Consider the following 22,619-nt stretch of genomic DNA (forward strand, 5'->3'; position numbering starts at 1 on the left):
GCGAGCCCACCCCCTAGCCCCCTCCCGCATGCGGGAGGGGGAATATGGTTTACAGCGTGCGCTGGCGCTCTTCGACTTCGAACAGTTCCAGCGTATCGCCGGCCTTGATGTCGTTCGTGTCCTGAAGGACCGCACCGCATTCCATGCCGGCGCGCACTTCGGACACATCGTCCTTGAAGCGACGCAGCGAGGCGATGTTGGTGCGCGATACGATGACATCGGCGCGGGTAAGACGTGCCGACAGCCCCTTGCGGATGATACCGTCGAGGACGAGCAGACCAGCCGCCTTGTCCTTCTTGCCCGCCGGGAACACCTGAAGCACTTCGGCCCGACCAACGATCGTTTCGATGCGCTCGGGCGCCAACTGACCCGCCATTTCGCCACGGACTTCCTCAAGAAGGTCGTAGATCACGTCATAATAACGCAGGCTGATCTTCTCACGCTCGGCAAGCTGACGCGCCTTGGCGTTGGGACGGACGTTGAAGCCGATCAGCGGCGCGCGGCTGGCGGCTGCCAGCGTGACGTCGCTTTCGGTGATCGCGCCGACACCCGAATGCAGGATGCGCACCTTAATCTCGTCGGTCGAGATCTTGTTCAGCGACGATACGATCGCTTCGACAGAACCCTGCACGTCGCCCTTCACCACCACCGGATATTCGATGACGGTCGTATTCAGCGCCGAGAACATATGTTCGAAGCTGGTGGGCGCGGCGGTGGTGCGCTTGCGGGTCGCCAGTTCCTGACGGTAGGCAGCGACTTCACGGGCGCGGGCTTCATTTTCCACGACGGTAAGCTGATCGCCCGCCTTGGGCACGCCGGTCAGGCCCAGCACCTCGACCGGGGTCGAGGGACCGGCGGACTTCACCTGCTGCCCCTTGTCGTTGACGAGCGCACGCACCTTGCCGCTTTCCGAACCGATGACGAACGTGTCGCCGATCTTGAGCGTGCCCTTGCGCACCAGCACGGTCGCGACGGCGCCACGGCCCTTGTCGAGTTGCGCCTCGATCACATTGCCTTCGGCCGAGCGATCCGGGTTGGCGGTCAGTTCCATGACTTCGGCCTGAAGCAGGATCTTATCGATCAGTTCGTCAAGGCCGGTCTTCTTGAGAGCCGAAACTTCCACGTCCTGAACGTCGCCACCCATATCCTCGACCACGATTTCCTCGCTCAGCAGGCGCTCACGCACCTTCTGCGGGTTGGCGTCGGGCTTGTCGCACTTGTTGATCGCAACGATCATCGGCACGCCGGCGGCCTTGGTGTGGTTGATGGCTTCGATGGTCTGCGGCATCAGGCCGTCGTCCGCCGCCACCACCAGGATGACGATGTCGGTGACGTTGGCGCCACGGGCACGCATTTCGGAGAAGGCTTCATGGCCCGGCGTGTCGAGGAAGGTGATGACATCACCCTTCTTCGTCGTCACCTGATAGGCGCCGATATGCTGGGTGATGCCGCCGCTTTCACCCGCGACCACATCGGTCCCGCGCAGCGCGTCGAGCAGCGAAGTCTTGCCATGGTCGACATGGCCCATGATGGTCACGACCGGCGCACGGGGCTTGAGCGTTTCGAACGCGTCGATCTCGCCTTCCATGCCGATTTCGACGTCGGCATCGGACACGCGCTGGATGCGATGGCCGAATTCTTCGACCAGCAGTTCCGCCGTATCCTGATCGATGGGCTGGTTCAGCGTGACGGCGGTGCCCATCTTGAACAGCGACTTGACCAGATCCGCGCCCTTTTCGGCCATACGGTTGGCCAGTTCCTGCACGGTGATGCTTTCAGGCACGATCACATCGCGGCTCTGCTTCTCACGCGCCTTGGAACCGCCCGAATAATGGGCGCGACGTTCCTTCTCTCTCGCGCGCTTCAGCGCGGCGAGGCTGCGGGCACGCGCGCTGTCGTCATCGGCCAGAGCCTTGGTGACGGTCAGCTTGCCAGCCTGGCGACGATTATCCTCGCCCTTCTTGGCGCGCTCCGGCTTGGCCGGTTCGGGACGCTTGACCGGGGCAACCGGCGTGAAGCGACGCGGTGGCGGGATGGTGGCGGCCGTAGCGGGACGCGCTTCGGCAGCGGCGGGAGTCGGCTGAGCGGCAGGCGCAGCAGCCGGTTCGGCGGCGACGGGCGCCAACGTTTCGACCGGAGCGGCAGGCGCAACTTCGGGTTCCGGCGCGGCCTTGACCTCCGGTTCGACCGGATTGGCGGCCCTGGCTTGGGCGGCTTCCGCAGCCAGGCGATTCTCTTCCGCCCGACGCTTTTCTTCCTCGCTGGCGGCAAGACGCGCGGCGTCTTCACGACGGCGGGCATCCTCCAGCGCGGTCATGCGGGCTTCTTCCGCCTCGCGCAGCAACTTGGCCTGCAATTCCTGACGCGACATCAGACTCTGCGGCGGAGTGTGGCGAACCGGAGCGGCAGGCTGCGGCGCGCGCACCTGCTGCGGGGCAGGCGCGGGAGTAGCGGGGCGCGGGGCGACGGGCGCCGGAGTCGGCTCCACCTGGGGCGCAGCCGCAGGAGCGCCACCGGTCGTCTCACCCGGCTTGCCCAGGACGCGGCGCCGCTTCACCTCAACCACGACCGTATTCTTGCGGCCATGGCTGAACTGCTGCTGCACCTGGCCGGATTCAACGGTCCGCTTGATGCCCAGCGGCTTGCGACCCAGAACCGGCTTGTCTTCCTTGCTGTCACTCATACGATCGAACTTAACCCTTCACTTCCGCTTCGGCCGGATAGGCCCGCCGACGCCCTTCTATTTCGATGCCTGTCCGGCAACGCCTAATCGGGAACGGCCGGTGCATCAGCGGAGACAGTCTCCCCCTGCACTGGCGCCCCGTTAGCGCAACCCAGATAGCTTTCCAAGCGGCCAATGGCCGCGCGCAGGCGCGAAGCAGCCCGCGAGTCGGTCACCGCGATATGGACGACATTGTCGCGCCCCATTGCCATAGATAGGGCCTCGCGGTCCACAGGCAAGGTGATGCCTGCCAAATCCGTACCTTCCGCTTCCTGTCCGACCCGATAGGCCTGGTCCAGCTTGCGGTTGCCGTCCGCCGCCGCATCGGCAGCATGGAGCAGCAATTGCACCTGCCCCTTGCGGCAGGCGACGTCAATCTTTTCCGATCCCGTCAGCAACATGGACGCACGCGCCTCCAGCCCCAGCCGGTCGAGCAGCGCCTTGCGCAGGCCGTCCTCGATCAGGGCGGGCAGCGTATCGGGAATATCGAGAGCACCGTCCTTGAAAGAGCGGGCCAGTGCGCCCTTGAGCTTGCCCTTGGCGAGCGCGATTTCCAGTTCGGTGCGCGACACGCCGATCCAGGCGCCCCGCCCCGGCGCCTTGGCGCGGATGTCAGGAAGCACCTGTCCTTCGGGGCCAATTGCCAGCCGGACCAGCGTTTCGGGATCGGCACGGTCGCCGTTCAATATGCATTTGCGTTCGGTCATGCGTGCCCCTCCGCCAAAACGGATGAAAGGGCAAGACCAACGCTGTCGAGAGGCGCTATTCTCTCATCGGGGAGTGTCCGCAACATTGGCGTCCTCCCTTGTTAGAGGCAATGCGACAGCCGGCAGCAGTCCCGGCCGCTGCATGAGCGACCGGGTGCAATATGCTGACAGGATGCCGACAAAAGTCATGGAGACTTACGCTTCCTCTTCAAACCAGTGGGCGCGAGCGGCCATGATGATCTCATTGCCCTGCTCGTCGCTCAGACCATAAGCAGCCAGGATGCCACCCTTGTCATCGCTGTTGTTGTCCGACTTGCGACGGCGCTGGTCGATGCGCTTCTTCTGCACCAGTTCGTCGGTGGCGAGATCAGCCAGATCGTCCAGCGTCTTGACGCCCGCCTTACCCAGCGTGACCAGCATCGCTTCGGTCAGATGCGGGATTTCGGCCAGCGCGTCCTCGACGCCCAGATTCTGACGCTCTTCGCGGGCAGCGGCTTCACGACGCTCCAGCGCTTCCTGCGCACGGTTCTGCAATTCGCCGGCCAGATCATCGTCGAACCCTTCGATCGAAGCCAGTTCGTCGATGCTGACATAGGCGACTTCTTCCAGTTCGCCGAAACCTTCGGCGACCAGCAACTGCGACAGCGTCTCGTCCACATCCAGTTCGTTCTGGAACATTTCGGAGCGGGCCACGAATTCCTTCTGTCGCTTCTCGCTGGCGTCGGCCTCGGTCATGATGTCGATCGCCTTGCCGGTCAGCTGGCTGGCGAGACGGACATTCTGGCCGCGGCGGCCAATGGCGAGCGACAGCTGATCGTCGGGAACGACGACTTCGATGCGCTCTTCTTCTTCATCGATGACGACGCGGGCGACCTGAGCGGGCTGGAGCGCGTTGACGACGAAGGTCGCGGTATCTTCCGACCAAGGGATAATGTCGATCTTCTCGCCCTGCATTTCCTGCACGACGGCCTGCACGCGGCTGCCCTTCATGCCGACGCAGGCGCCGACCGGATCGATGCTGCTGTCACGGCTGATGACGCCGATCTTGGCGCGGCTGCCCGGATCGCGGGCGGCGGCCATGATGGTGATGACGCCATCATAGATTTCGGGGACTTCCTGCGCGAACAGCTTCTTCATGAATTCGGGGTGCGCGCGGCTGAGGAAAATCTGCGGACCGCGATTTTCGCGGCGCACGTTCAGCACGACCGACCGGATGCGATCGCCGACGCGAACGACTTCGCGTGGGATCTGCTGGTCGCGGCGGATCACGCCTTCGGCCCGGCCCAGATTGACGACCACATGGCCGAATTCGACCGACTTGACGACGCCGGTGATGATCTCACCCACGCGGTCCTTATATTCTTCATGCTGGCGCTCGCGCTCGGCGTCGCGGACCTTCTGGAAGATCACCTGCTTGGCCGACTGGGCGTCGATGCGGCCCAGGTCGATGGCAGGCAGCGGATCGACGATGAAGTCGCCCACGATCGCGTCCTTCTTCAGCTTGGCGGCCTGCTTGAGGTCCACCTGCTTGAAATAATCCTCGACCGTGTCGACCACTTCGACGACGCGCCACAGGCGCAGGTCGCCGCTGTCCGGGTCCAGCTTGGCACGAATGTCGTTTTCAGCGCCGTAGCGAGCGCGCGCGGCGCGCTGGATCGCGTCTTCCATCGCCTCGATGACGATGGCCTTGTCGATCATCTTTTCGCTGGCCACCGAATTGGCGATGGCGATCAGTTCTGCCCGATTGGCGGAAATGGCGTTGGCCATGACTTTATGAACCCTTATTCTTCGGTTTCAAATTCATCCGCCCCATCGGAAGAGAGCGGCATGGTAGCAGAAATCAGTCGGTCGGTCAGTAACAGCTTGGCTTCGCCGACAAGGCTGAAGGGAATGGACACGTCACCCGCCTTGACATCAGTGAAGAGAATATCCTCACCCTCGACGCCGTTCAGGATGCCGCGAAAACTCTTGCGCCCTTCGACCAGTTCGGTCGCGGCGATCTTTGCCTCATGCCCGGCCCATTCGCGGAAATCGTGCAGGCGGGTCAGCGGCCGGTCGATACCGGGCGAACTCACTTCAAGACGATAGGCTTCCTCGATCGGGTCAACCTCATCCATCACATCCGAAATGCGGCGCGAGATGGTGGCGCAATCTTCGATCACGAGTTGTTTGGTCTTCGGATTTTCGGCCATGATCTGGAGCGTATATTCGTCGCCCGACCCGAACAGCTTGATGCGCACAAGGTCAAAGCCCAAAGCCTTCACTTCGGGTTCGATCAGCGCGGTCAATTCGGCGATGTCCGCCATGCAGTCTCCAGAAACAAAATATGCGTCTTCCCGCGCCGCAGGCTGTTGCCCGCGACCCTGACATTTTTGACGATGTAAGGAAGCAATGCCGATATAGGCGGAGCGAGGGAAATCTGCAACATTATTCGTCTCTGACCATTTGAAGCGCATCATTCCGCGCGAAACGCCCTCTCTTAAAGTCCAGCCACGGAGATATAGATGCGCCATATGACGCTCGCCGCCCTGCCCTTGGCTCTGATCGCCTGTTCGGGTGACGGAGCCAGCAGCCAGACCACACCTCCCGGCGAAAAGCCGTTCAAGACATCCGTCATCGCCGATTTCGATTCGCCCTGGGCGATGACCTTCCTGCCGGACGGTCGCGCGCTGGTGACGGAGAAGGCCGGCGAAATGATCCTGTTCGATCCCAAGAACGGCACCAAGATTCCGATCGCGGGCATCCCGAAATCCGATAGCGAGGGGCAAGGCGCGTTGATGGACGTCGTCCTCTCGCCGACCTTCGCGAAGGACAAGGCGGTCTATTTCAGCTTCTCCGAAGAACGCGACGGCCTGAAAGGTGTCGCACTAGCCAAGGGCGCCTTCAATCAGGCGAGCGACGGCACGACGAAGCTGGACGGCGTGCAGATCATCTTCCGCGCATCCCCCTATGTCGATGGCAATGGCCATTATTCAGGCCGCATCGCCTTCTCGCCCGACGGCAAATATCTGTTCTTCACCAATGGCGAGCGGCAGAAATACGACCCGGCGCAAGACCCCAAGTCGACGCTGGGCAAGGTGCTGCGCCTGAACCTCGACGGCACACCGGCGGCGGGCAATCCTCTGGCAGCGAAGGGCTTCAACCCTGCCATCTGGTCCTACGGCCATCGCAACCTGCTGGGCATCACCTTCGACAAGGACGGGCGCCTGTGGGAACAGGAAATGGGGCCCAAGGGCGGTGACGAGGTCAATCTGATCCAGCCCGGCCTCAACTATGGCTGGCCCAACGCATCGAACGGCAGCCATTATGACGGGCGCGACATTCCCGACCATAAGGCAGGCGATGGCTATGAAGCGCCGAAAGTCTGGTGGAATCCCTCCATCTCGCCGGGCGGCCTGCTCTATTATTCGGGCGACCTGTTCCCGCAGTGGAAAGGATCGCTGCTCATCGGCGGCCTGTCGAGCCAGAGTCTGATCCGTGTGAAGCTGGACGGTGACAAAGCGGAAAAGGCCGACCAGTGGGACATGGGCGCCCGCATCCGCGAAGTGGAACAGGGGCCGGATGGCGCAATCTGGCTGCTGGAGGATGGCGGCAAGTCGCAGGGCCGGATGCTGAAACTGACGCCAGCAGGCTGATCCGAGGATTTTTCCGCTCTATCTGCATGGCCGCTCCATCATCGCTGCATACCGCCGGTTCATGACCGGCGGCATGCAGTAGGAGCAGCCGTGAAAAATCGTCCTTTCAGGGAAAGACTGCGATTCGCTCTAACCGGGCTGCATATATGCTGGCGCGGAGAGCGGAGTTTTCGAACCCAGAGCGCCATGGCGATCATGGCGCTGACTGCCCTGATCCTGCTTCGACCAGCGCCCATCTGGTGGGCCGCCACCGCGCTGACGATTGTGTTGGTCATGGCGATGGAGGCCATGAACGCGGCGCTGGAACGGTTGATCGATCATGTCCATCCGGACATTCATCCGAACATCGGCGCCGCAAAGGACATGGCGGCAGGCGCGGTATTGTTATCGAGCATAGGCGCACTGGCAGTGGCCGCCTGCATGGTCGTTTCAAAATTCCCATGACGCGCCCCTACCGCACCGCAACATGCCTCCTATCTAGCGGACAGCTTCTTTTCCTCCGGAGATAGTATGAGCGCGCCCAAGCTGTTCCAGCCGTTCCAGATCGGCGACCTGACACTCGACAATCGCATCGTCATCGCGCCCATGTGCCAATATTCGGCCGTGGATGGCGAAATGACGGACTGGCATCTGATGCATCTGGGCCAGTTGGCGCAATCCGGCGCTGCGCTGCTGACGATCGAGGCGACCGCCGTGCTGCCGGAAGGACGGATCAGCCACGCCGATGTCGGCCTGTGGGACGACCGGACGCAGGCGGCGATGAAGCGGGTGCTGGACGGCGTCCGCGCCCATAGTGACATGCCGATCGCGATCCAGCTCGGCCATGCCGGGCGCAAGGCATCGACCCTAGTGCCGTGGCAGGGCGGCGCGCAGATCGCGCCCGATGCCGCCCATGGCTGGCAGACGGTCGCGCCCTCCCCCCTGCCCTTCACGCCGGGCACCAACGCGCCGATGGCGCTGGACAAGGCCGGGATCGATCGTCTGCGGGATGCCTTCGTCGCGACGGCGAAGCGGGCTGACGACCTGGGGATTGATGCAATCCAGTTGCATGGCGCACATGGCTATCTGTTGCATCAGTTCCTCTCGCCCCTCTCCAACCAGCGCGACGATGATTATGGCGGTTCCCTGGAAAACCGGATGCGCCTGCCGCTGGAGATTTTCGATGCGGTGCGCGCAGCCTTCCCGGCCCACAAGCCGGTGACGATGCGCGTATCGGGCACCGACTGGGTCGCGGGCGGCTGGGATATCGAACAGACGATCGCCTTCGCCCAAGCGCTGGAAGCGCGCGGATGCGGCGCGATCCATGTGTCGAGCGGCGGCCTGGACCCGCGTCAGGATATCCCGGTCGGCCCCAGCTATCAGGTGCCACTGGCCCGTGCGGTGAAGCAGGCGGTAAATATGCCGGTGATCGCCGTGGGCCTGATCACCGATTATGAGCAGGCCGAAGCGATCGTGGGCACCGGCGACGCGGACCTGATCGCGATCGCGCGCACCATCCTCTACGATCCCCGCTGGCCATGGCATGCCGCCGCCCATCTGGGGGCGAGCGTGAAGGCCGCACCGCAATATCTGCGCTGCCAGCCCAGACAGTATCGGCACCTGTTCGAGTCCTGACCTGCCCCGGCCCATGCCGTTCCCCGGCGAAGGCCGGGGGCCAGCAGCAACCGTCAAACTGGACACCGGCCTGCGCCGGGGAACAGAATTGCGACATCCTGCCCATAACTCCAGCGCCGGGGAACTGCCTGAAATGAAAAACGGGGCCTCGCAGGCCCCGTTTCCTTTTATACCAGTCGGCTCTGCTTGACCGCCGCTTCGATGAAGCTGGCGAAGAGCGGATGCGGATCGAACGGCTTGGATTTCAGTTCCGGGTGGAACTGCACGCCCACGAACCAGGGATGGTCCGGCCGCTCGACGATTTCGGGCAGCGTGCCATCCGGCGACATGCCCGAGAAGATCAGGCCGCCCTTTTCCAGCGGCTCGCGATAGCCGGCATTGACTTCATAGCGATGACGATGCCGCTCGCTGATGTCGTTGGTGCCGTATATGCCCGCGACGACGCTGTTGCCGGTCAGCTTCGCCGGATAGGCGCCCAGACGCATGGTGCCGCCCAGATCGGTGTCGGCAGTGCGCTTCTGAAGGCCTTCCTTGCCCATCCATTCGGTGATGAGGCCCACGACCGGCTCGGACGTCTCGCCAAATTCCGTGGTGGAGGCTTGCGCAATGCCCGCCGTGTTCCGCGCGCCTTCGATGCAGGCCATCTGCATGCCAAGGCAGATGCCGAAGAAGGGCACATTGCGTTCGCGCGCAAACTTGACCGATTCGATCTTGCCTTCCGACCCGCGCACGCCAAAGCCGCCGGGGACCAATATGCCGTGCATCGGCTCAAGGCTGGCGACGATATCGTCACCCTTCTCGAACAGCTCCGCGTCGATCCACTTGACGTTGACCTTCACCCGGTTGGCCAGGCCACCATGGTTCAGCGCTTCGTAAAGCGACTTGTAGGCGTCCAGCAGGCCGACATATTTGCCGACCACGCCGATCGTCACTTCGCCTTCAGGATTCTGCCGACGATCCATGATGTCGTCCCAGCGATCCATCTTGGGCGCGGGCGCGTCCTTGATGCCGAAGGCGCGCAGCACTTCCTCGTCGAGCCCTTCGGCATGATATTGATGCGGCACGGCATAGATGCTGCTGGCGTCGAGCGCGGGAATGACCGCTTCGGGGCGCACGTTGCAGAACAGGGCGATCTTCTTGCGCTCACTGTCGGGCAGCGGATGCTCGCAGCGGCACAGCAGGATATCGGGCTGGATGCCCAGCGACGTCAGGTCGCGCACGCTGCGCTGGGTCGGCTTGGTCTTCAGTTCGCCCGCCGCCGCAATGTACGGCACCAGCGTGACGTGAACGAAGATCGACTGGCCGCGATCCAGATCATTATGCAGCTGGCGAATCGCCTCCATGAAGGGTAGCGATTCGATGTCGCCCACCGTGCCGCCGATTTCGCACAGCACGAAATCCAGGTCTTCGGTATCGGCGGTGGCGAACGCCTTGATCTCGTCGGTGACGTGCGGAATGACCTGCACCGTCGCGCCCAGATAGTCGCCGCGCCGTTCGCGCTGGATGATCGTCTGATAGACGCGGCCCTGCGTCACATTGTCCGACTGGCGCGCCGAAACGCCCGTAAACCGCTCATAATGACCAAGGTCGAGGTCGGTTTCCGCCCCGTCGTCGGTCACATAGACTTCGCCATGCTGATAGGGCGACATCGTGCCAGGATCGACGTTGAGATAGGGGTCGAATTTCCGGATTCGCACACGGAAACCTCGCGCTTGCAGCAGTGCTGCGAGCGAAGCGGCCATAAGGCCTTTGCCAAGCGAGGAGACCACGCCGCCGGTGATGAAAATATACCGCGTCATGGGAAGAGAGGCTTAGCCTTTCGGAACAACAAAGGGCAAGCGCGCGAATCCACGCGCGCTTGAAAAAAGATCGAAAGATCGACGGAAGGTTTAGTTGGCGAGCGGAACCGCGCCGTTCGCTGCCGGAGCAGACGCCGCATTGCCAGCCGCACCCGCCAACGGATCGGCATTGGCCGGCGCCGGAGCGCTCTGCGTGGCCGGAGCCTGCTTCACCAGCGAGGTGTCGATGTCGCTGGGCGCGTGCCGGACCGATGCGATCACCGCCATCACGATCGACAGCAGCACGAAGATGCTGGCGAGGATCGTGGTCGACCGGGTCAGGAAATCCGCCGCGCCGCGTGCCGACATGAAGCCCGACGGGCTGCCGCCCACGCCCAGACCGCCGCCTTCCGACTTCTGCATCAGGATGACGGTGACCAGCAGGGCGGCGATGATCGCCTGCACGACGAGGAGAAAGGTGAACATTGCGGTTATATCTGTCCGGTGAAGGAGTGCGTTGGCGCGCACATAGCGATGAAGGCGCGCCGGGGCAACCTGTGAGGAACGCACTGCGCCTATCCTGACATTCCCATCCGGCTCCCGACATCTTTTTGCGGAGGCCTTTGCCCCGGCCCGCGTCTTGGAACCACGAACGCAGGGGGATGCGATCAGCACCCTTCCGGCTGCTTACATGGACGAAGGGAATGACTATGCGCCGAAACAATAACCCGATCCGCTTCTATCCCATAGCGCTGATGCTGCTGGCCACGACGACGATGGTCCATGCCCAGCTTCCCACCGAATCCGAACGCGGCAGCGGCGGCGATATCGTCAATTACAGCCAGATTCACGGTCCCGTCATCGGTCGCGACGGCATGGTCGCCAGTCAGAGTGCGCCCGCGACGCAGGTGGGTGTCGAAATATTGCGGCAGGGCGGCAATGCCGTGGACGCGACCGTCGCCGTGGCCTTTGCCGAAGCCGTCACCCTGCCCCGCGCCGGCAATATCGGTGGCGGCGGCTATATGGTCATCCATATGGCGGCGAAGGACGGTCAGCCCGCAAAGACCATCACCATCAACTATTATGGCACGGCCCCGCGCGCGACCACACCGACCCTGCTGACGGGACCGGACAAGAAATATGATCGCAGCAAGTCCATGTCCTTCCTCAGCGTATCGGTCCCCGGCACCGTCGCGGGCATGTGGGAGGCGCATCGCCTGCACGGCAGCATGCCGTGGAAAAAGCTGCTGGAACCCGCGATCCGGCTGGCGGAGAAAGGCTATCGGCTGAGCGACGGCGAAGCGGAAGCGACCGCCGGCCGCAAGGAGGTGATGATGAAGGACCCCGGCGCGGCCAAAGCCTTCTTCAAGCCGGACGGTTCCGCCTATAAGCCGGGCGATCTCTTCAAACAGCCCGATCTGGCCTGGAGCCTGAAGCAGGTCGCAGCACGCGGACGCGATGGCTTCTACACCGGGCCGCTGGCCCAGAAGATGGTGCAGGGCATCCGCGCGGGCGGCGGCATCGTCGACGAACAGGATCTGCGCGATTTCAAGGTGGAGGTGCTGGAACCCATCTGGTCGACCTATCGCGGCAACAAGATCGCCTTCATGCCGCCGACCGCGTCGGGCGCGACTCTGGCGGAACTGCTCAATCTGGTCGAATATTTCCCGATGAAGGATTATGGCTGGGGCAGCAGCAACAGCCTGCATATCTTGTCCGAAGCGATGAAAGTGTCCGGGTCCGATCGTCGCCTGATCGGTGGACTGCCCGACTGGAAGACACCGGCAAAGGGTATCGCGAGCAAGGCCTATGCCGCCGAACGGGTGAAGCTGATCTCCCCCGCCAAGTCGCTGACCGGCGAGACGCTGCCCGATGGCAATCCCTATCCGCATGAAAGCATTGACACGACCCATTATTCGGTTGCCGACAAATATGGCAATGCGGTCAGCAACACCTATACGCTGACCGCATCCTATGGCGCGCATGTCGTGCCGCCGGGAACCGGCGTGCTGCTCAACAATTCGATGGGCAATTTCAACTGGGGCAGAGAGCCGGGGCGCGAAGCGAACTGGCCGTCACCCGGCAAGCGCCTGGGTTCCACCATCACCCCGCTGATCGTGTTCCGCAATGACAAGCCCTGGCTGGTGACCGGATCGCCGGGCGGCGGATACATCATCTCGGCCATGGCGCAGATTCTGGTGAACGTGATCGACCATGGTCTCAACATCGCCGAAGCGGCCGAACGCCCCCGCATCCATCAGTCGGATGCCGACAGTCCGCTGGAACTGGAAGAAGGCTTCCCGCCCGAAATGGCGCTGCTGCTTCAGGCCAAGGGGCATAAGACCCGCCTGTCCGACACGATGGGCAGCACCCAGTCGATCATGGTCGAAGGCGAGAAATTCCTGGGCGCGGCCGACACGCGGCGGCCCGATGCGCTGGCGCTGGGCGTAAATTAAGAAGGCGACGATGGCCGCGCCGGTCATGACCGGCGCGGCCATCGTCGCGTCAGGCGGCTGCCGCCATCCGCTGTTCCGCCGCCTCGATGATCGGGGCGAATTTCTTGGCCGACAGGCTGGCGCCGCCGACAAGGCCGCCGTCGACGTCAGCGATCGCCATCAGGTCCGCCGCATTGTCGCCATTCATCGATCCGCCATAGAGGATGCGCATCTTGTCCGCCTCCGCGCCGATGCGGCTGGCCAGCGCCGCACGCAGCGCGGCATGCATGGTCGCCACGGCTTCCAGTGTCGGGATGCGGCCCGTGCCGATCGCCCAGATCGGTTCATAGGCGACCGCCAGCCAGTCGGCAGCGGCATCGTCCGGCAGGGACGCCAACAACTGGTCGGCCACGACCTGTTCCGCCTTCCCCGCATCGCGCACCGCCAGCGTTTCGCCCACGCACAGGATCACGTTGATGCCCGCCTTATGCGCGGCTTCGGACTTGGAGGCGATGTCGGCATTGGTTTCGCCGCGCGCCTCGCGCCGTTCGCTATGGCCGGTGATGACCCAGGTGGCGCCGGCTTCCGCCAGCATCTCCGCCGACAGCGATCCGGTATAGGCGCCGCTGATGTCCATATGGCAGTTCTGTCCGCCAATGAACGCCGCGCCGCGCCGTTCGGACCCCGCCATGATGAGCGTGGCCGGCAGGCACAGGCCCACCTCCACCGATGGATGCGCCGCCGCCACGCGGCCGATCGCCTCCACTTCGTCGAGATGCGCGCGCATCCCGTTCATCTTCCAATTGCCGACAACCAGCTTGCGCCTGCCCATCAATTTGTTTCCTTATGATTATTGCTGCACGTCGCCCCCTGCCCCTTCGCCGCCGGACGATTGCCCTGGCGTCTCCCCGAAAGAACCGGATGCTGCATAAGCCGATGAACGGCGCTCACGCATTTGTCCAGTGCAAGCCTTGCCGCCGCGCGCATCCGCGCTTAAAGCGTGCCGCGATAACGCCCGCAATTCGGACAATTCCATGCTCTCTGTCTTTCGCCGCATCATTCATTCCAAGTTCGGCGCGCTGATCGCGATCCTGTTCCTGGGGATCATCGCCTCCGCCTTCATCATGGGCGACATCACCAGCGGCAAATTTGGCAGCGGGTCGATGTGGGGCGGCGCGGGCAACGCGGCCAAGGCGAAGGGCTATACGCTCAGCCAGAGTGAATTGCAGGACCGGGTCCAGCGCGTGTTCGAAAATGCGCGCCGCACCAATCCGACGCTCCAGATCAGCGATTTCCTGGCCCAGGGCGGCGCGACGCAGGTCTATGACCAACTGGTCGCATCGCTCTCGCTGCGTGCCTTTGCCGATGATCAGGGCGTGCATATTTCCAAGCGGCTGGTCGATGCGCAGATCGCGCAGATCCCTGCGTTCCAAGATGCGGCAGGCAATTTCAGCCAGGAAAATTTCCGCCAACTGCTGCTGCGCGAGCGGATTACCGAACAGGCGCTGCGCGATGACCTGAGCCGCGAAATCCTCCAGCGCCAGTTGCTGGCGCCGGTTTCGCTGGGCGTGAAGCTGACCGACAGCCAGATCCTGCCCTATGCCTCGCTGCTGCTGGAAGGCCGTCAGGGCACTGTTGCCGCAATCCCGGCCGTCTCCTTCCTGGATGACAAGACGCCGACCGACGCGCAACTGACCGATTATTACAAGAAGAACAGCGCCCGCTTCACCATCCCGGAACAGCGCCGCATTCGTTACGCCGTGATCGACGCGGATCGCTTCGCCCAGGCAGCGCAACCGACCGACGCAGAAATCAGCGCTTATTATAACCAGAGCAAGGCCGCCTATGCCGCCAAGGAAAGCCGCAGCATCGAACAACTGGTGCTGCCGACGCAGGCGGGGGCCAAGGCGATCGCCGATCAGGTGAAGGCCGGCAAGAGCCTGGCCGACGCCGCCAAGGGCGCGGGTCTGGCCGTGTCCACGCTGGCCGACCAAAGCCGCGATGCGCTGACCGCTTCGGCAACCAAGACCGTGGCCGATGCCGTCTGGGCCGCCAGGCAGGGCGAACTGGTCGGGCCGGTGCGCGGATCGCTGGGCTGGCTGCTGCTGCGCGTCACCGCGATCAAGGAAACGCCTGCCCGTCCGCTGGCGGCCGTACGCGACGAAATCGTCACCACGCTGCGCGCACAGAAGGAAAAGCAGCTGCTGACCGACTTCACCGGCAAGATCGAGGATGCGATCGCCGATGGCGGCACTTTTGAGGAAGTGGTGAAGGATAATGGCCTGAAGCTGGAAACCAGCCCGGCCCTGCTCGCCACCGGCAAGCAGGTGAAGGATCAGGCCTATGAAGCCCCTGCCGATATCAAGCCGCTGCTCGCCCCCGTCTTCGCGATGAGCGCCGACGATGATGCACAGCTGGTCCCGATCACTGCCGACAAGCGCTATGCGCTCGCCGCGCCGGGCCAGATCGTCGCCGCTGCTCCCCCGCCGCTGGCCGAAGTGAAGCAGCTGGTCTCGTTGCAATATAAGCTGAACGCCGCCAACCAGAAGGCGAAGGCCAAGGCCGACGAGATTCAGGCCAAGGTTGCCAAGGGCATGAAGCTGGCCGACGCGATCGCGCAGGCCGGGGTCAAGTTGCCCGCGCCGCAGATGCTGGGCGGCCGCCGCGCCGACATCATGCGCGCGCAGCAGCGCCCGCCGGCCGAAGTCGCCATCATGTTCCAGATGGCCGAAAACAGCGTGAAGACGCTGCCGATCGACCAGGAGCGCGGCTATTTCGTGGTCCAGCTCAACAAGATCGAACGCGGCGATGCCAAGGGTCAGCCGGAGCTGCTCAATCAGGTCCGCAGCCAGCTCGCCGACGTGGTCGGGCAGGAATATGGCCAGCAGTTCGAACGCGCGGTCGAAAAGGAACTGAAGGTCACGCGCAACGCCAATGCCGTGGCGCAGGTCCGTCAGGCGCTGTCGACCTCGAACGCCGGCGAACAATAAGATGGTCGCATCGGGCAGCAAGGACGGCGTGGATAGCGCGCGCGCGGCTCTGGCGCGGGGCGAATCGGCGCTGGTATGGCGGCGGCAGATTGCCGACACCGACACGCCGATTTCCGCCGCGCTCAAGCTGTTCGAACCCGATCGCGGCGATTATCTGCTCGAATCGGTGGAGGGCGGCGCGGTACGCGGCCGACACAGCCTGATCGGCCTTGCCCCCGACCTCGTCTTCCGGGCGCAGGGCGAACAGGCCGAAATTAATCGCCAATGGGCGACCGACCGGGACGCCTTCGCGCCGACCAGCGCCGGTACGCTCGATGCCCTGCGCGCACTGGTCGCCGAATGCCGGGCGGATATGGACCCGGCCCTGCCGGCCGCGCTGGCCTGTCTGGTCGGCTATTTCGGTTATGAAACCGTCGGGCTGGTCGAAAAGCTGCCTCGCCCCGCCGCCAATGATATCGGCGTGCCCGACATGCTGTTCGTGCGCCCCACCGTCATTCTGGTGTTCGACCGGCTGGCCGACGCCCTCTATATCGTCGCGCCCGTGTGGAAGGGCAGCTTCACCGACGCCGACAAGGCGATCGAAGCAGCGCTGGAGCGGATCGATGCCACGGCCGCCCGCCTTGCAGCGCCGCTGCCCGCCGTCCCCGCCCCGGCCGAGATCGCCGATATCGAAGTGACGCCGGTGCTGGAACCAGGCCGCTATGCGCAGATGGTGGAGAAGGCGAAGGATTATATCGTCGCGGGCGATATTTTTCAGGTCGTGCTGGCCCAGCGTTTCACCAGCCCCTTCACCCTGCCCCCGATCGCGCTCTACCGCGCGCTGCGCCGGATCAATCCGTCGCCTTTCCTCTATTATCTCGACCTGCCCGGCTTTGCGCTGATCGGGTCCAGCCCCGAGATATTGGTCCGCGCCCGCAATGGCGAAGTGACGATCCGGCCGATCGCCGGCACCCGTCCGCGTGGACAGAATGCCATGGAAGACGCCGCCAATCGCGAAAGCCTGCTCGCCGATCCCAAGGAGCGGGCCGAGCATCTGATGTTGCTGGATCTGGGCCGCAACGATGTCGGCCGGGTCGCCAGCGCCGGATCGGTTACGGTGACGGAGAGCTATACCGTCGAATTTTACAGCCATGTCATGCACATCGTGTCCAATGTCGTCGGCTGCCTGTCGCCCGAAAAGGATGCAATCGACGCGCTGTTCGCGGGCTTTCCGGCTGGCACCGTGTCGGGCGCGCCCAAGGTTCGCGCCTGCGAGATCATCGCCGAACTGGAGCCGGAAACGCGCGGCGCCTATGCCGGCGGGGTCGGTTATTTCGGGCCGGACGGCAATATGGACAGCTGCATCGTGCTGCGCACGGCGGTCCTCAAGGACGGCGTGATGCATGTGCAGGCGGGCGCGGGCATCGTCGCGGATTCGACCGCCGACTATGAACAGCGCGAAACCGAAGCGAAGAGCGGCGCGCTGCTGGCGGCCGCCCGCGAAGCCGTGACCGTCGCGCGGGAGGCCGGGTTCGGGCAATAAGCCCGACCCGCGCCCCTCACCAGCAGGCACGCCAGCCGGTCGCGCCCCGTTCCGCCTGATCCAGATGGAAATGGTCGCGATGGGCTGCATTATAATCGGGTGAAAGCACGGTCGAGAAAAGACGGCACGCACCGTCGCGCACATCGCGCAGGAAGGCTGCATCCTTCCCCTCGCCCTTCCAGTCCTTGAGCACGCTCACCTGCCGCCCGTCTTTCAGCACGAAGGCAGCCACATCGATCGCATCGGCAGTGGCATGTTCGCTAAAATCGCCCTGGCTACGGCCGTACATGCGACGACAGCTATAGCTGCCAAAATGGCGGATGCTGCGCACGGGCTGGCCATAGATTCGCTGGGCGGCGGGCTGCACCACCTGCCATTCCCACAGCTTGAGCGCGGCCACCACCGGACAGGAGGGCGCGACCGATGCGGGCGCCAGCGCAATGGCATCGCTATCGGGCTTCAGCCGCACCGCATCGATATAATGGCATTGGTCCGCCCCACCGGGCTTCATCGCGGTATAGGCGATCCCTGCGCGATCCAGCAGCGCCTTGCAGCCCGCCGCATCACCGGTCAGCGCGGCGAGCTTTCGCCCGGTGAACAGGCCGACCGGCTGGGCAAGGTCAAGATCGGTCCAGGGCAGATCCTGCGGCCGCTGCCGCAAAACGGCATAGCCCAGGAACAATAGAAACAGCAGGCCGCCCAGCCACAAAAGGCGGCGCAGGGTCAGATGGAATGCACGCATCCCCTAAGCACGCCGGACCTGCCGCAATGGTTCCGATGTGACCGGATATCCCAGATGATCGGGGATGCACAAATGCATCTCCCCATCCCGCTCTTCCTTCCAGGGCCGGACCTTTTCAACCGGATAGGCCATGGCCTGCGCCATCAGATCGGCATGGGACGCGCCAAGCGCCAGCCGCTCCAGATTGCGCCGGGTCGGGAATATCACCTGCCCCTCCCCCGCCGCACAGCGGGCCAGCGTGTCGGCCGCGCTGCTCCAGAAGAGCCGGACATTCTCCGTACTGTCGACACTGGCCATCTGCCCCTCGGGCGCGCGGGCGATGTAGAAGCGCGTGTCATAGATGCGGCGCGCCTGTTCGAATGGCGCGGGATGCCAGCGCGCAAAGGGCGTCAACGCATCCAGATCGAGTCGCACCCCATGCCGATCGATCAGATCCCGCAACGGTTTCCCGTCATATAGTCCGTCGCGCAAGCGCAATATCGTCGCCGCATCGGTCGCCCCGCACAGGGCAATGCCCAATCCCGCTTCCTCGATCGTCTCACGGATCGCGGCAATGCGCGCCGCCGCTTCATCCGCCTCCAGCCTATGGCCGATCCGCGCCGCCAAATCATGATCCGCCTCGTCCACCGCGCCACCGGGAAAGACCAGTGCGCCAGCGGCAAAGGCCATGGTCGACGCTCGCTCCATCATCAGCAATTCGGGCATCGCCCCTGCACGATCGCGCACGATAACGACCGTCGCGGCGGGACGGCCCATGTCATCATTTTCTGTCATGAAGTCCGCTCTAGGCGCTTGGGGCGCTGGCGGTAAAGTCCTTCCGATCAACCTCATGAAGGAGGTTGGTGGAGCCTAGGGGGATCGAACCCCTGACCTCGTCATTGCGAACGACGCGCTCTCCCAGCTGAGCTAAGGCCCCAAAGGTGGGCTGCCTATAGGCGAGCGATTCCCCGCTGGCAACGGTCTTTTGCGTAAAAAAGCACGGCCAATCCTGATCTCGATCAACTGTCCGGAAAAGCGCGCGACTCCAGCGCGGCAGGCCGGTGTTTCGGCCGGACATTACCCCTGCGTAACGCCCGGAACGATGCCCCTGCCCGACCATTGATCCCCCATCGGCGCCGACAAGCGCGTCGCTTGAAAATGAAGGAGAAGGACGATGGGATATCAAGGTGATCGCCGCTATGGCGAGGATCGCTATTCTACCGGCTGGGACCGGGGCGATCGTTTCCGCAGCCAGCGGGATGCGCGCGACGACCGCGGCTATCGCTACGGCACGCGCGGCCAGTTTGGCGGGCCGGACTATCGCCGTCCCCCCGCCGACTATGATTATGACGATCGCGGCTTTTTCGACCGCGCGGGCGATGAAATCCGCAGCTGGTTCGGCGATGAAGAGGCCGAACGCCGCCGGGAATATGACGAATATTATAATCGCCCCTATGGCGACCCCCGCGATCAGTCGAGCCGGCTGGGCTATGCATCGGCATCGGGCAAGGATTATCTGCCGGGGCGTGGCTACACCCCCTATACCGGCGAACGCAGCGGCTATGGCAATGAAGATCATGGCTATCGCGTCCGGGGCTATGGCCCGCAGCAGGATTATGGGGCGCACCATGACAGCAACTATCATGCCTGGCGCCAGCAGCGGATCGACGAGCTGGACCGCGACTATGGCGAATATCAGCGCGAAAATCGCGACCGCTTCAACAGTGAGTTCGGCACATGGCGCAACCGCCGGAGCGAACAGCGTCAGGCCATCCAGCAAGTGCAGGAACATCAGGAAGTCGTCGGCAGCGACGGCGAACATGTCGGCACTGTCGACAAGCTGCGCGGCGACCGCATTATCCTGACCAAGAATGATCAGGATGCCGGTGGCGTCCATCATTCCATCCCGTCGAGCTGGATCAAGTCTGTCGACGCGACGAAGGTGACGCTGGAAAAGACCGCGAGCCAAGCGCAGGACGCCTGGCGCACCGAGCGGGAGCAGAATGCGCTGTTCGGCGATCGTGACCAGAACCCGAGCGGTCGCACCGGCGATAGCTATGCCAGCAGCAGCGCCAGCACGGCCTATGGCAGCAAGCGCTATCGTTAAGGCTGCGATCTGAAAAGGAAGAAGGCCCGGCTGCCATGTCGGGCCTTTTTCATGCCGGCTTGTGTCGGCGCGCACGTTCATGCCAAAGCGGCGCATCCTTCCCTGCCGAGGCCGCCATGCCGACCATAGCCCTGCTCGTCCTGTCCAACCTGTTCATGACCGTGGCCTGGTACTGGCATCTGAAGGGCGGCATGGCCAAACCGCTATTGCTGGTCATCCTGATCAGCTGGGGCATCGCCTTCTTCGAATATTGTCTGGCCGTCCCCGCCAACCGCATCGGCTATGCGCATGGCTGGAGCGCGGGACAACTCAAGGTCGTGCAGGAAGCGATCGCGCTGATCATCTTCGGCGGTTTCATGGTCATGGTGCTGGGCGAACCGCTGCACTGGCGCCATCTGGCCGCCTTCGCCTGCATCATTGGCGCCGTAGGTTTCCTTTTCATCGGCCGCTGATGCCGTAAGGCGCGACTTTCAGTAGCGGCTCCAGATCAAGATTTGCAAAGGCACGATCGGGCCGGGTGCGGTCATAGGCCGCTGCCGCTTCACCATAGGTCCGGTGGAAATCCAGCGTCAGGCCAAAGGCGCTGGTAAAATCCTGCCATTTGAACGGCACATTGATCCCGCTGCCGGACCAAAAGGCAAAGGGCGTACCATAGGCGAGCGCCACAATGGCGGCATGCATCGCATTGGCCATCACGAAACGGGCCGACGCGATCCCGTCGATAAACGCCTCGCACGCTTCCGCGCTATTGGGGATGGACGGGCGGCGCACCAGATAGTCCGGGCATCCGTCCAGATCCTGTTCGCCCGGATCCTCATGATGGACATGGGGTATCCATAATATCTTGCCCGATGCCTGCGCATTATGACGCGGCTGATAGACGCGCGGCAGCAGCAGCGCGCTGTCCCCCAGTGGCGTGTCCCGCGGCAGGCCCAGCGCATCGCGCGACAGCGTGCCGCGTATCCCCAGAAACCGGCATTGGCGCTGCAAGTCCGGCGGCAGGCGCTCACCATCCTTCTTGCCGCATCCCCAGAACAGCGCGCGGCCTTCCGGCAAGCCCGCCGCCTGTGCATCCCGCCGCACGATCTCCAGCCGATTGACGGTGATGACGCTGCCCACCAGATGCTGGACATGGCCGGGATAGAGGCGGTCGCCGATGAACAGCCGCTTGAGGAACAACAGGGTCAGCGCATCGCCGAAATTGCCGAGCGCCTTGTCCTGTCGCCAGAAGAAGATATCCTCGCTCACGCGACCACCGCCTCCGCCCGGCCCTGCCCGCCCAGTTCATCATAAATGGCGCGCAGCCGCTGGCTGATCCGGCGCGGATGGAGCGCGGCAACATGGCGAATCCCCTCCAGCCGCACGGTCCGGCTTTCCTGCGTCGACAATGTCAGCGCCGCAGAGGTCGCGCGCCGCATGTCCGCCGCATCGCCCTTTACATAGAGGAAGGGGTGCAGCGATGGCGGCAGCAACTGGAGGAAGGTCGGCACCGCCGGCGCCACCACGATGCCGCCCAGTGTCAGCACCAGCATCGCCACACCGGACGTCAGCACCCGCTCATAGGGCAGGACGACACAGGCGGCGCCACGCACCATATCCGGCACCTCCTCCGTCGGCACGAAGCCCAGATCCCAGTCGATGTCGGCACGATCGGCGAAGCGATCGCGCAGCGCCTCCCCTTCCTCGCCCCGCCCGGCAAAGCGCAACCGCGCGCCATGCGCCTTGGTAAAGGCGGGATCGAGCGCCGCGATCATCCCGGCATAGCCCTTTTGCGCGCGCAATTCGCCGAAACCGAGGACATAGGGCGTCCGGGGCGCTTCCCATCCATGGACAGCCGCCTCCGCCACCGCTTCCGGCTCATACAGCCCGGCATAGGATGGATGCGGGAGCATGGCGATGCGAGGATCGTCCGGGGAAAGCCCCACCTGATCGCGCAGCAGGTCGATCGCGACCCGGTTATGCACCAATATGCGATGGGCATGGGCCGCCAGCGCGCGCCGCACCCGCATATAGGCATCCATATGCGCGCTGCGATGCGGTTTCTCATTATGCACGGTCCAGACCAGCTTGCCGCCATGCGCCGCGATCAGCGGCAGCTTCTCCTCCAGATTGCCGGCAATCTGGTCATTCTTCTCCGCCGATGCGGTCCGGCGAAGCATATGTTCTTCCCAATGGAAATGGATGATCGCCGGCTCGCCATGCTTCACGCAAACCAGCGCATCGCGAATGCTCGCCTGATCCTGATAGATTTTGTCGTAATCGGCGCGGACATCGCGCAACAGAAGCTGATTATAAAGGCTGGCCGGCGACACCGGAAACAGAAAAAGCTTCACCCTGCCTCCTCACCCATTTGCTATTTTTATAGGGCAAGCAAAATCTCGAGTTTCG

Annotated in this window: 19 protein-coding genes and 1 tRNA gene; 8 read left to right on the plus strand and 12 right to left on the minus strand. The window is 63.6% G+C overall.

What is annotated here, in order from left to right:
* Window positions 1-49 precede the first annotated feature (49 nt).
* From infB to rimP, 4 genes are all read right to left on the minus strand, one after another.
* The gene (infB, locus tag BMX92_RS05245) at window positions 50-2,683 is read right to left on the minus strand and encodes a translation initiation factor IF-2 (protein ID WP_093013009.1); all 2,634 of its coding nucleotides are present in this window, start codon (window positions 2,681-2,683) and stop codon (window positions 50-52) included.
* 83 nt (window positions 2,684-2,766) lie between these two features.
* On the minus strand, window positions 2,767-3,429 hold the full coding sequence (locus BMX92_RS05250; RefSeq protein WP_093013012.1) for a DUF448 domain-containing protein: 663 nt from the start codon (window positions 3,427-3,429) through the stop codon (window positions 2,767-2,769).
* A 195-nt stretch (window positions 3,430-3,624) separates the two neighbouring features.
* Complete coding sequence (nusA, locus tag BMX92_RS05255; protein WP_093013014.1) at window positions 3,625-5,196, minus strand: transcription termination factor NusA; 1,572 nt, start codon at window positions 5,194-5,196, stop codon at window positions 3,625-3,627.
* A gap of 14 nt (window positions 5,197-5,210) precedes the next feature.
* On the minus strand, window positions 5,211-5,735 hold the full coding sequence (gene rimP, locus BMX92_RS05260) for a ribosome maturation protein RimP (protein WP_093013017.1): 525 nt from the start codon (window positions 5,733-5,735) through the stop codon (window positions 5,211-5,213).
* 198 nt (window positions 5,736-5,933) lie between these two features.
* Here rimP and BMX92_RS05265 point away from each other — a divergent pair, with 198 nt between their 5' ends.
* The 3 genes from BMX92_RS05265 to BMX92_RS05275 all read left to right on the plus strand — a co-directional run bounded on the left by BMX92_RS05265 (window position 5,934) and on the right by BMX92_RS05275 (window position 8,678).
* Window positions 5,934-7,064, plus strand: a complete 1,131-nt coding sequence (locus BMX92_RS05265) for a PQQ-dependent sugar dehydrogenase (protein WP_093013020.1) — start codon at window positions 5,934-5,936, stop codon at window positions 7,062-7,064.
* Between the two features lie 90 nt (window positions 7,065-7,154).
* Window positions 7,155-7,508 (plus strand): diacylglycerol kinase, encoded by a 354-nt coding sequence (locus BMX92_RS05270; protein ID WP_093013023.1) that lies wholly within the window; start codon window positions 7,155-7,157, stop codon window positions 7,506-7,508.
* A 66-nt stretch (window positions 7,509-7,574) separates the two neighbouring features.
* Window positions 7,575-8,678, plus strand: coding sequence for an NADH:flavin oxidoreductase/NADH oxidase (locus BMX92_RS05275; protein ID WP_093013026.1), 1,104 nt, complete (start codon window positions 7,575-7,577; stop codon window positions 8,676-8,678).
* Window positions 8,679-8,845: 167 nt separating this feature from the next.
* On the opposite strand, the gene BMX92_RS05280 is transcribed toward BMX92_RS05275, so the two are convergent.
* Both BMX92_RS05280 and secG read right to left on the minus strand, forming a co-directional pair.
* A complete protein-coding gene (locus tag BMX92_RS05280; RefSeq protein WP_093013029.1) occupies window positions 8,846-10,477 on the minus strand; it encodes a CTP synthase in 1,632 nt (543 codons plus the stop codon).
* Between the two features lie 90 nt (window positions 10,478-10,567).
* On the minus strand, window positions 10,568-10,942 hold the full coding sequence (gene secG, locus BMX92_RS05285) for a preprotein translocase subunit SecG (RefSeq protein WP_093013032.1): 375 nt from the start codon (window positions 10,940-10,942) through the stop codon (window positions 10,568-10,570).
* 218 nt (window positions 10,943-11,160) lie between these two features.
* On the opposite strand from secG, the gene ggt reads away from it, so the two are divergent.
* Entirely contained in the window at window positions 11,161-12,912 is a 1,752-nt protein-coding gene (gene ggt / locus BMX92_RS05290) for a gamma-glutamyltransferase (protein WP_256213287.1), read from the plus strand.
* Between the two features lie 49 nt (window positions 12,913-12,961).
* Here ggt and tpiA read toward each other — a convergent pair whose 3' ends face one another.
* Window positions 12,962-13,723 carry a triose-phosphate isomerase gene (tpiA, locus tag BMX92_RS05295; protein ID WP_093013037.1) on the minus strand — a complete coding sequence of 254 codons (762 nt, stop codon included), beginning with the start codon at window positions 13,721-13,723 and terminating at the stop codon, window positions 12,962-12,964.
* A 202-nt stretch (window positions 13,724-13,925) separates the two neighbouring features.
* Here tpiA and BMX92_RS05300 point away from each other — a divergent pair, with 202 nt between their 5' ends.
* Together BMX92_RS05300 and trpE are read left to right on the plus strand one after the other, a co-directional pair.
* Complete coding sequence (locus BMX92_RS05300; RefSeq protein ID WP_093013921.1) at window positions 13,926-15,881, plus strand: peptidylprolyl isomerase; 1,956 nt, start codon at window positions 13,926-13,928, stop codon at window positions 15,879-15,881.
* Window position 15,882: 1 nt separating this feature from the next.
* On the plus strand, window positions 15,883-17,403 hold the full coding sequence (gene trpE / locus BMX92_RS05305; RefSeq protein WP_093013040.1) for an anthranilate synthase component I: 1,521 nt from the start codon (window positions 15,883-15,885) through the stop codon (window positions 17,401-17,403).
* A gap of 16 nt (window positions 17,404-17,419) precedes the next feature.
* Here trpE and BMX92_RS05310 read toward each other — a convergent pair whose 3' ends face one another.
* From BMX92_RS05310 to BMX92_RS05320, 3 genes are all read right to left on the minus strand, one after another.
* Window positions 17,420-18,145, minus strand: a complete 726-nt coding sequence (locus tag BMX92_RS05310; RefSeq protein ID WP_093013043.1) for an extensin-like domain-containing protein — start codon at window positions 18,143-18,145, stop codon at window positions 17,420-17,422.
* 3 nt (window positions 18,146-18,148) lie between these two features.
* Window positions 18,149-18,919 (minus strand): NUDIX hydrolase, encoded by a 771-nt coding sequence (locus BMX92_RS05315; protein ID WP_093013046.1) that lies wholly within the window; start codon window positions 18,917-18,919, stop codon window positions 18,149-18,151.
* Window positions 18,920-18,985: 66 nt separating this feature from the next.
* Window positions 18,986-19,061, minus strand: a tRNA-Ala gene (locus BMX92_RS05320).
* 237 nt (window positions 19,062-19,298) lie between these two features.
* Between BMX92_RS05320 and BMX92_RS05325 the strand changes: the two genes are divergently transcribed.
* Window positions 19,299-20,231, plus strand: a complete 933-nt coding sequence (locus tag BMX92_RS05325; RefSeq protein ID WP_093013049.1) for a DUF2171 domain-containing protein — start codon at window positions 19,299-19,301, stop codon at window positions 20,229-20,231.
* Between the two features lie 116 nt (window positions 20,232-20,347).
* Window positions 20,348-20,683 (plus strand): DMT family protein, encoded by a 336-nt coding sequence (locus BMX92_RS05330; protein WP_093013052.1) that lies wholly within the window; start codon window positions 20,348-20,350, stop codon window positions 20,681-20,683.
* On the opposite strand, the gene BMX92_RS05335 is transcribed toward BMX92_RS05330, so the two are convergent.
* Window positions 20,670-21,479, minus strand: a complete 810-nt coding sequence (locus BMX92_RS05335) for a polysaccharide pyruvyl transferase family protein (RefSeq protein WP_093013055.1) — start codon at window positions 21,477-21,479, stop codon at window positions 20,670-20,672. The two genes, BMX92_RS05330 and BMX92_RS05335, sit on opposite strands and share 14 nt — an antisense overlap.
* The gene (locus BMX92_RS05340; protein WP_093013058.1) at window positions 21,476-22,564 is read right to left on the minus strand and encodes a glycosyltransferase; all 1,089 of its coding nucleotides are present in this window, start codon (window positions 22,562-22,564) and stop codon (window positions 21,476-21,478) included. Before BMX92_RS05340 ends, BMX92_RS05335 begins: the two co-directional genes overlap by 4 nt.
* Between the last annotated feature and the right edge of the window lie 55 nt (window positions 22,565-22,619).

The organism is Sphingobium sp. YR768 (assembly GCF_900111125.1).
In the GTDB taxonomy this organism is placed as follows: Bacteria; Pseudomonadota; Alphaproteobacteria; order Sphingomonadales; family Sphingomonadaceae; genus Sphingobium.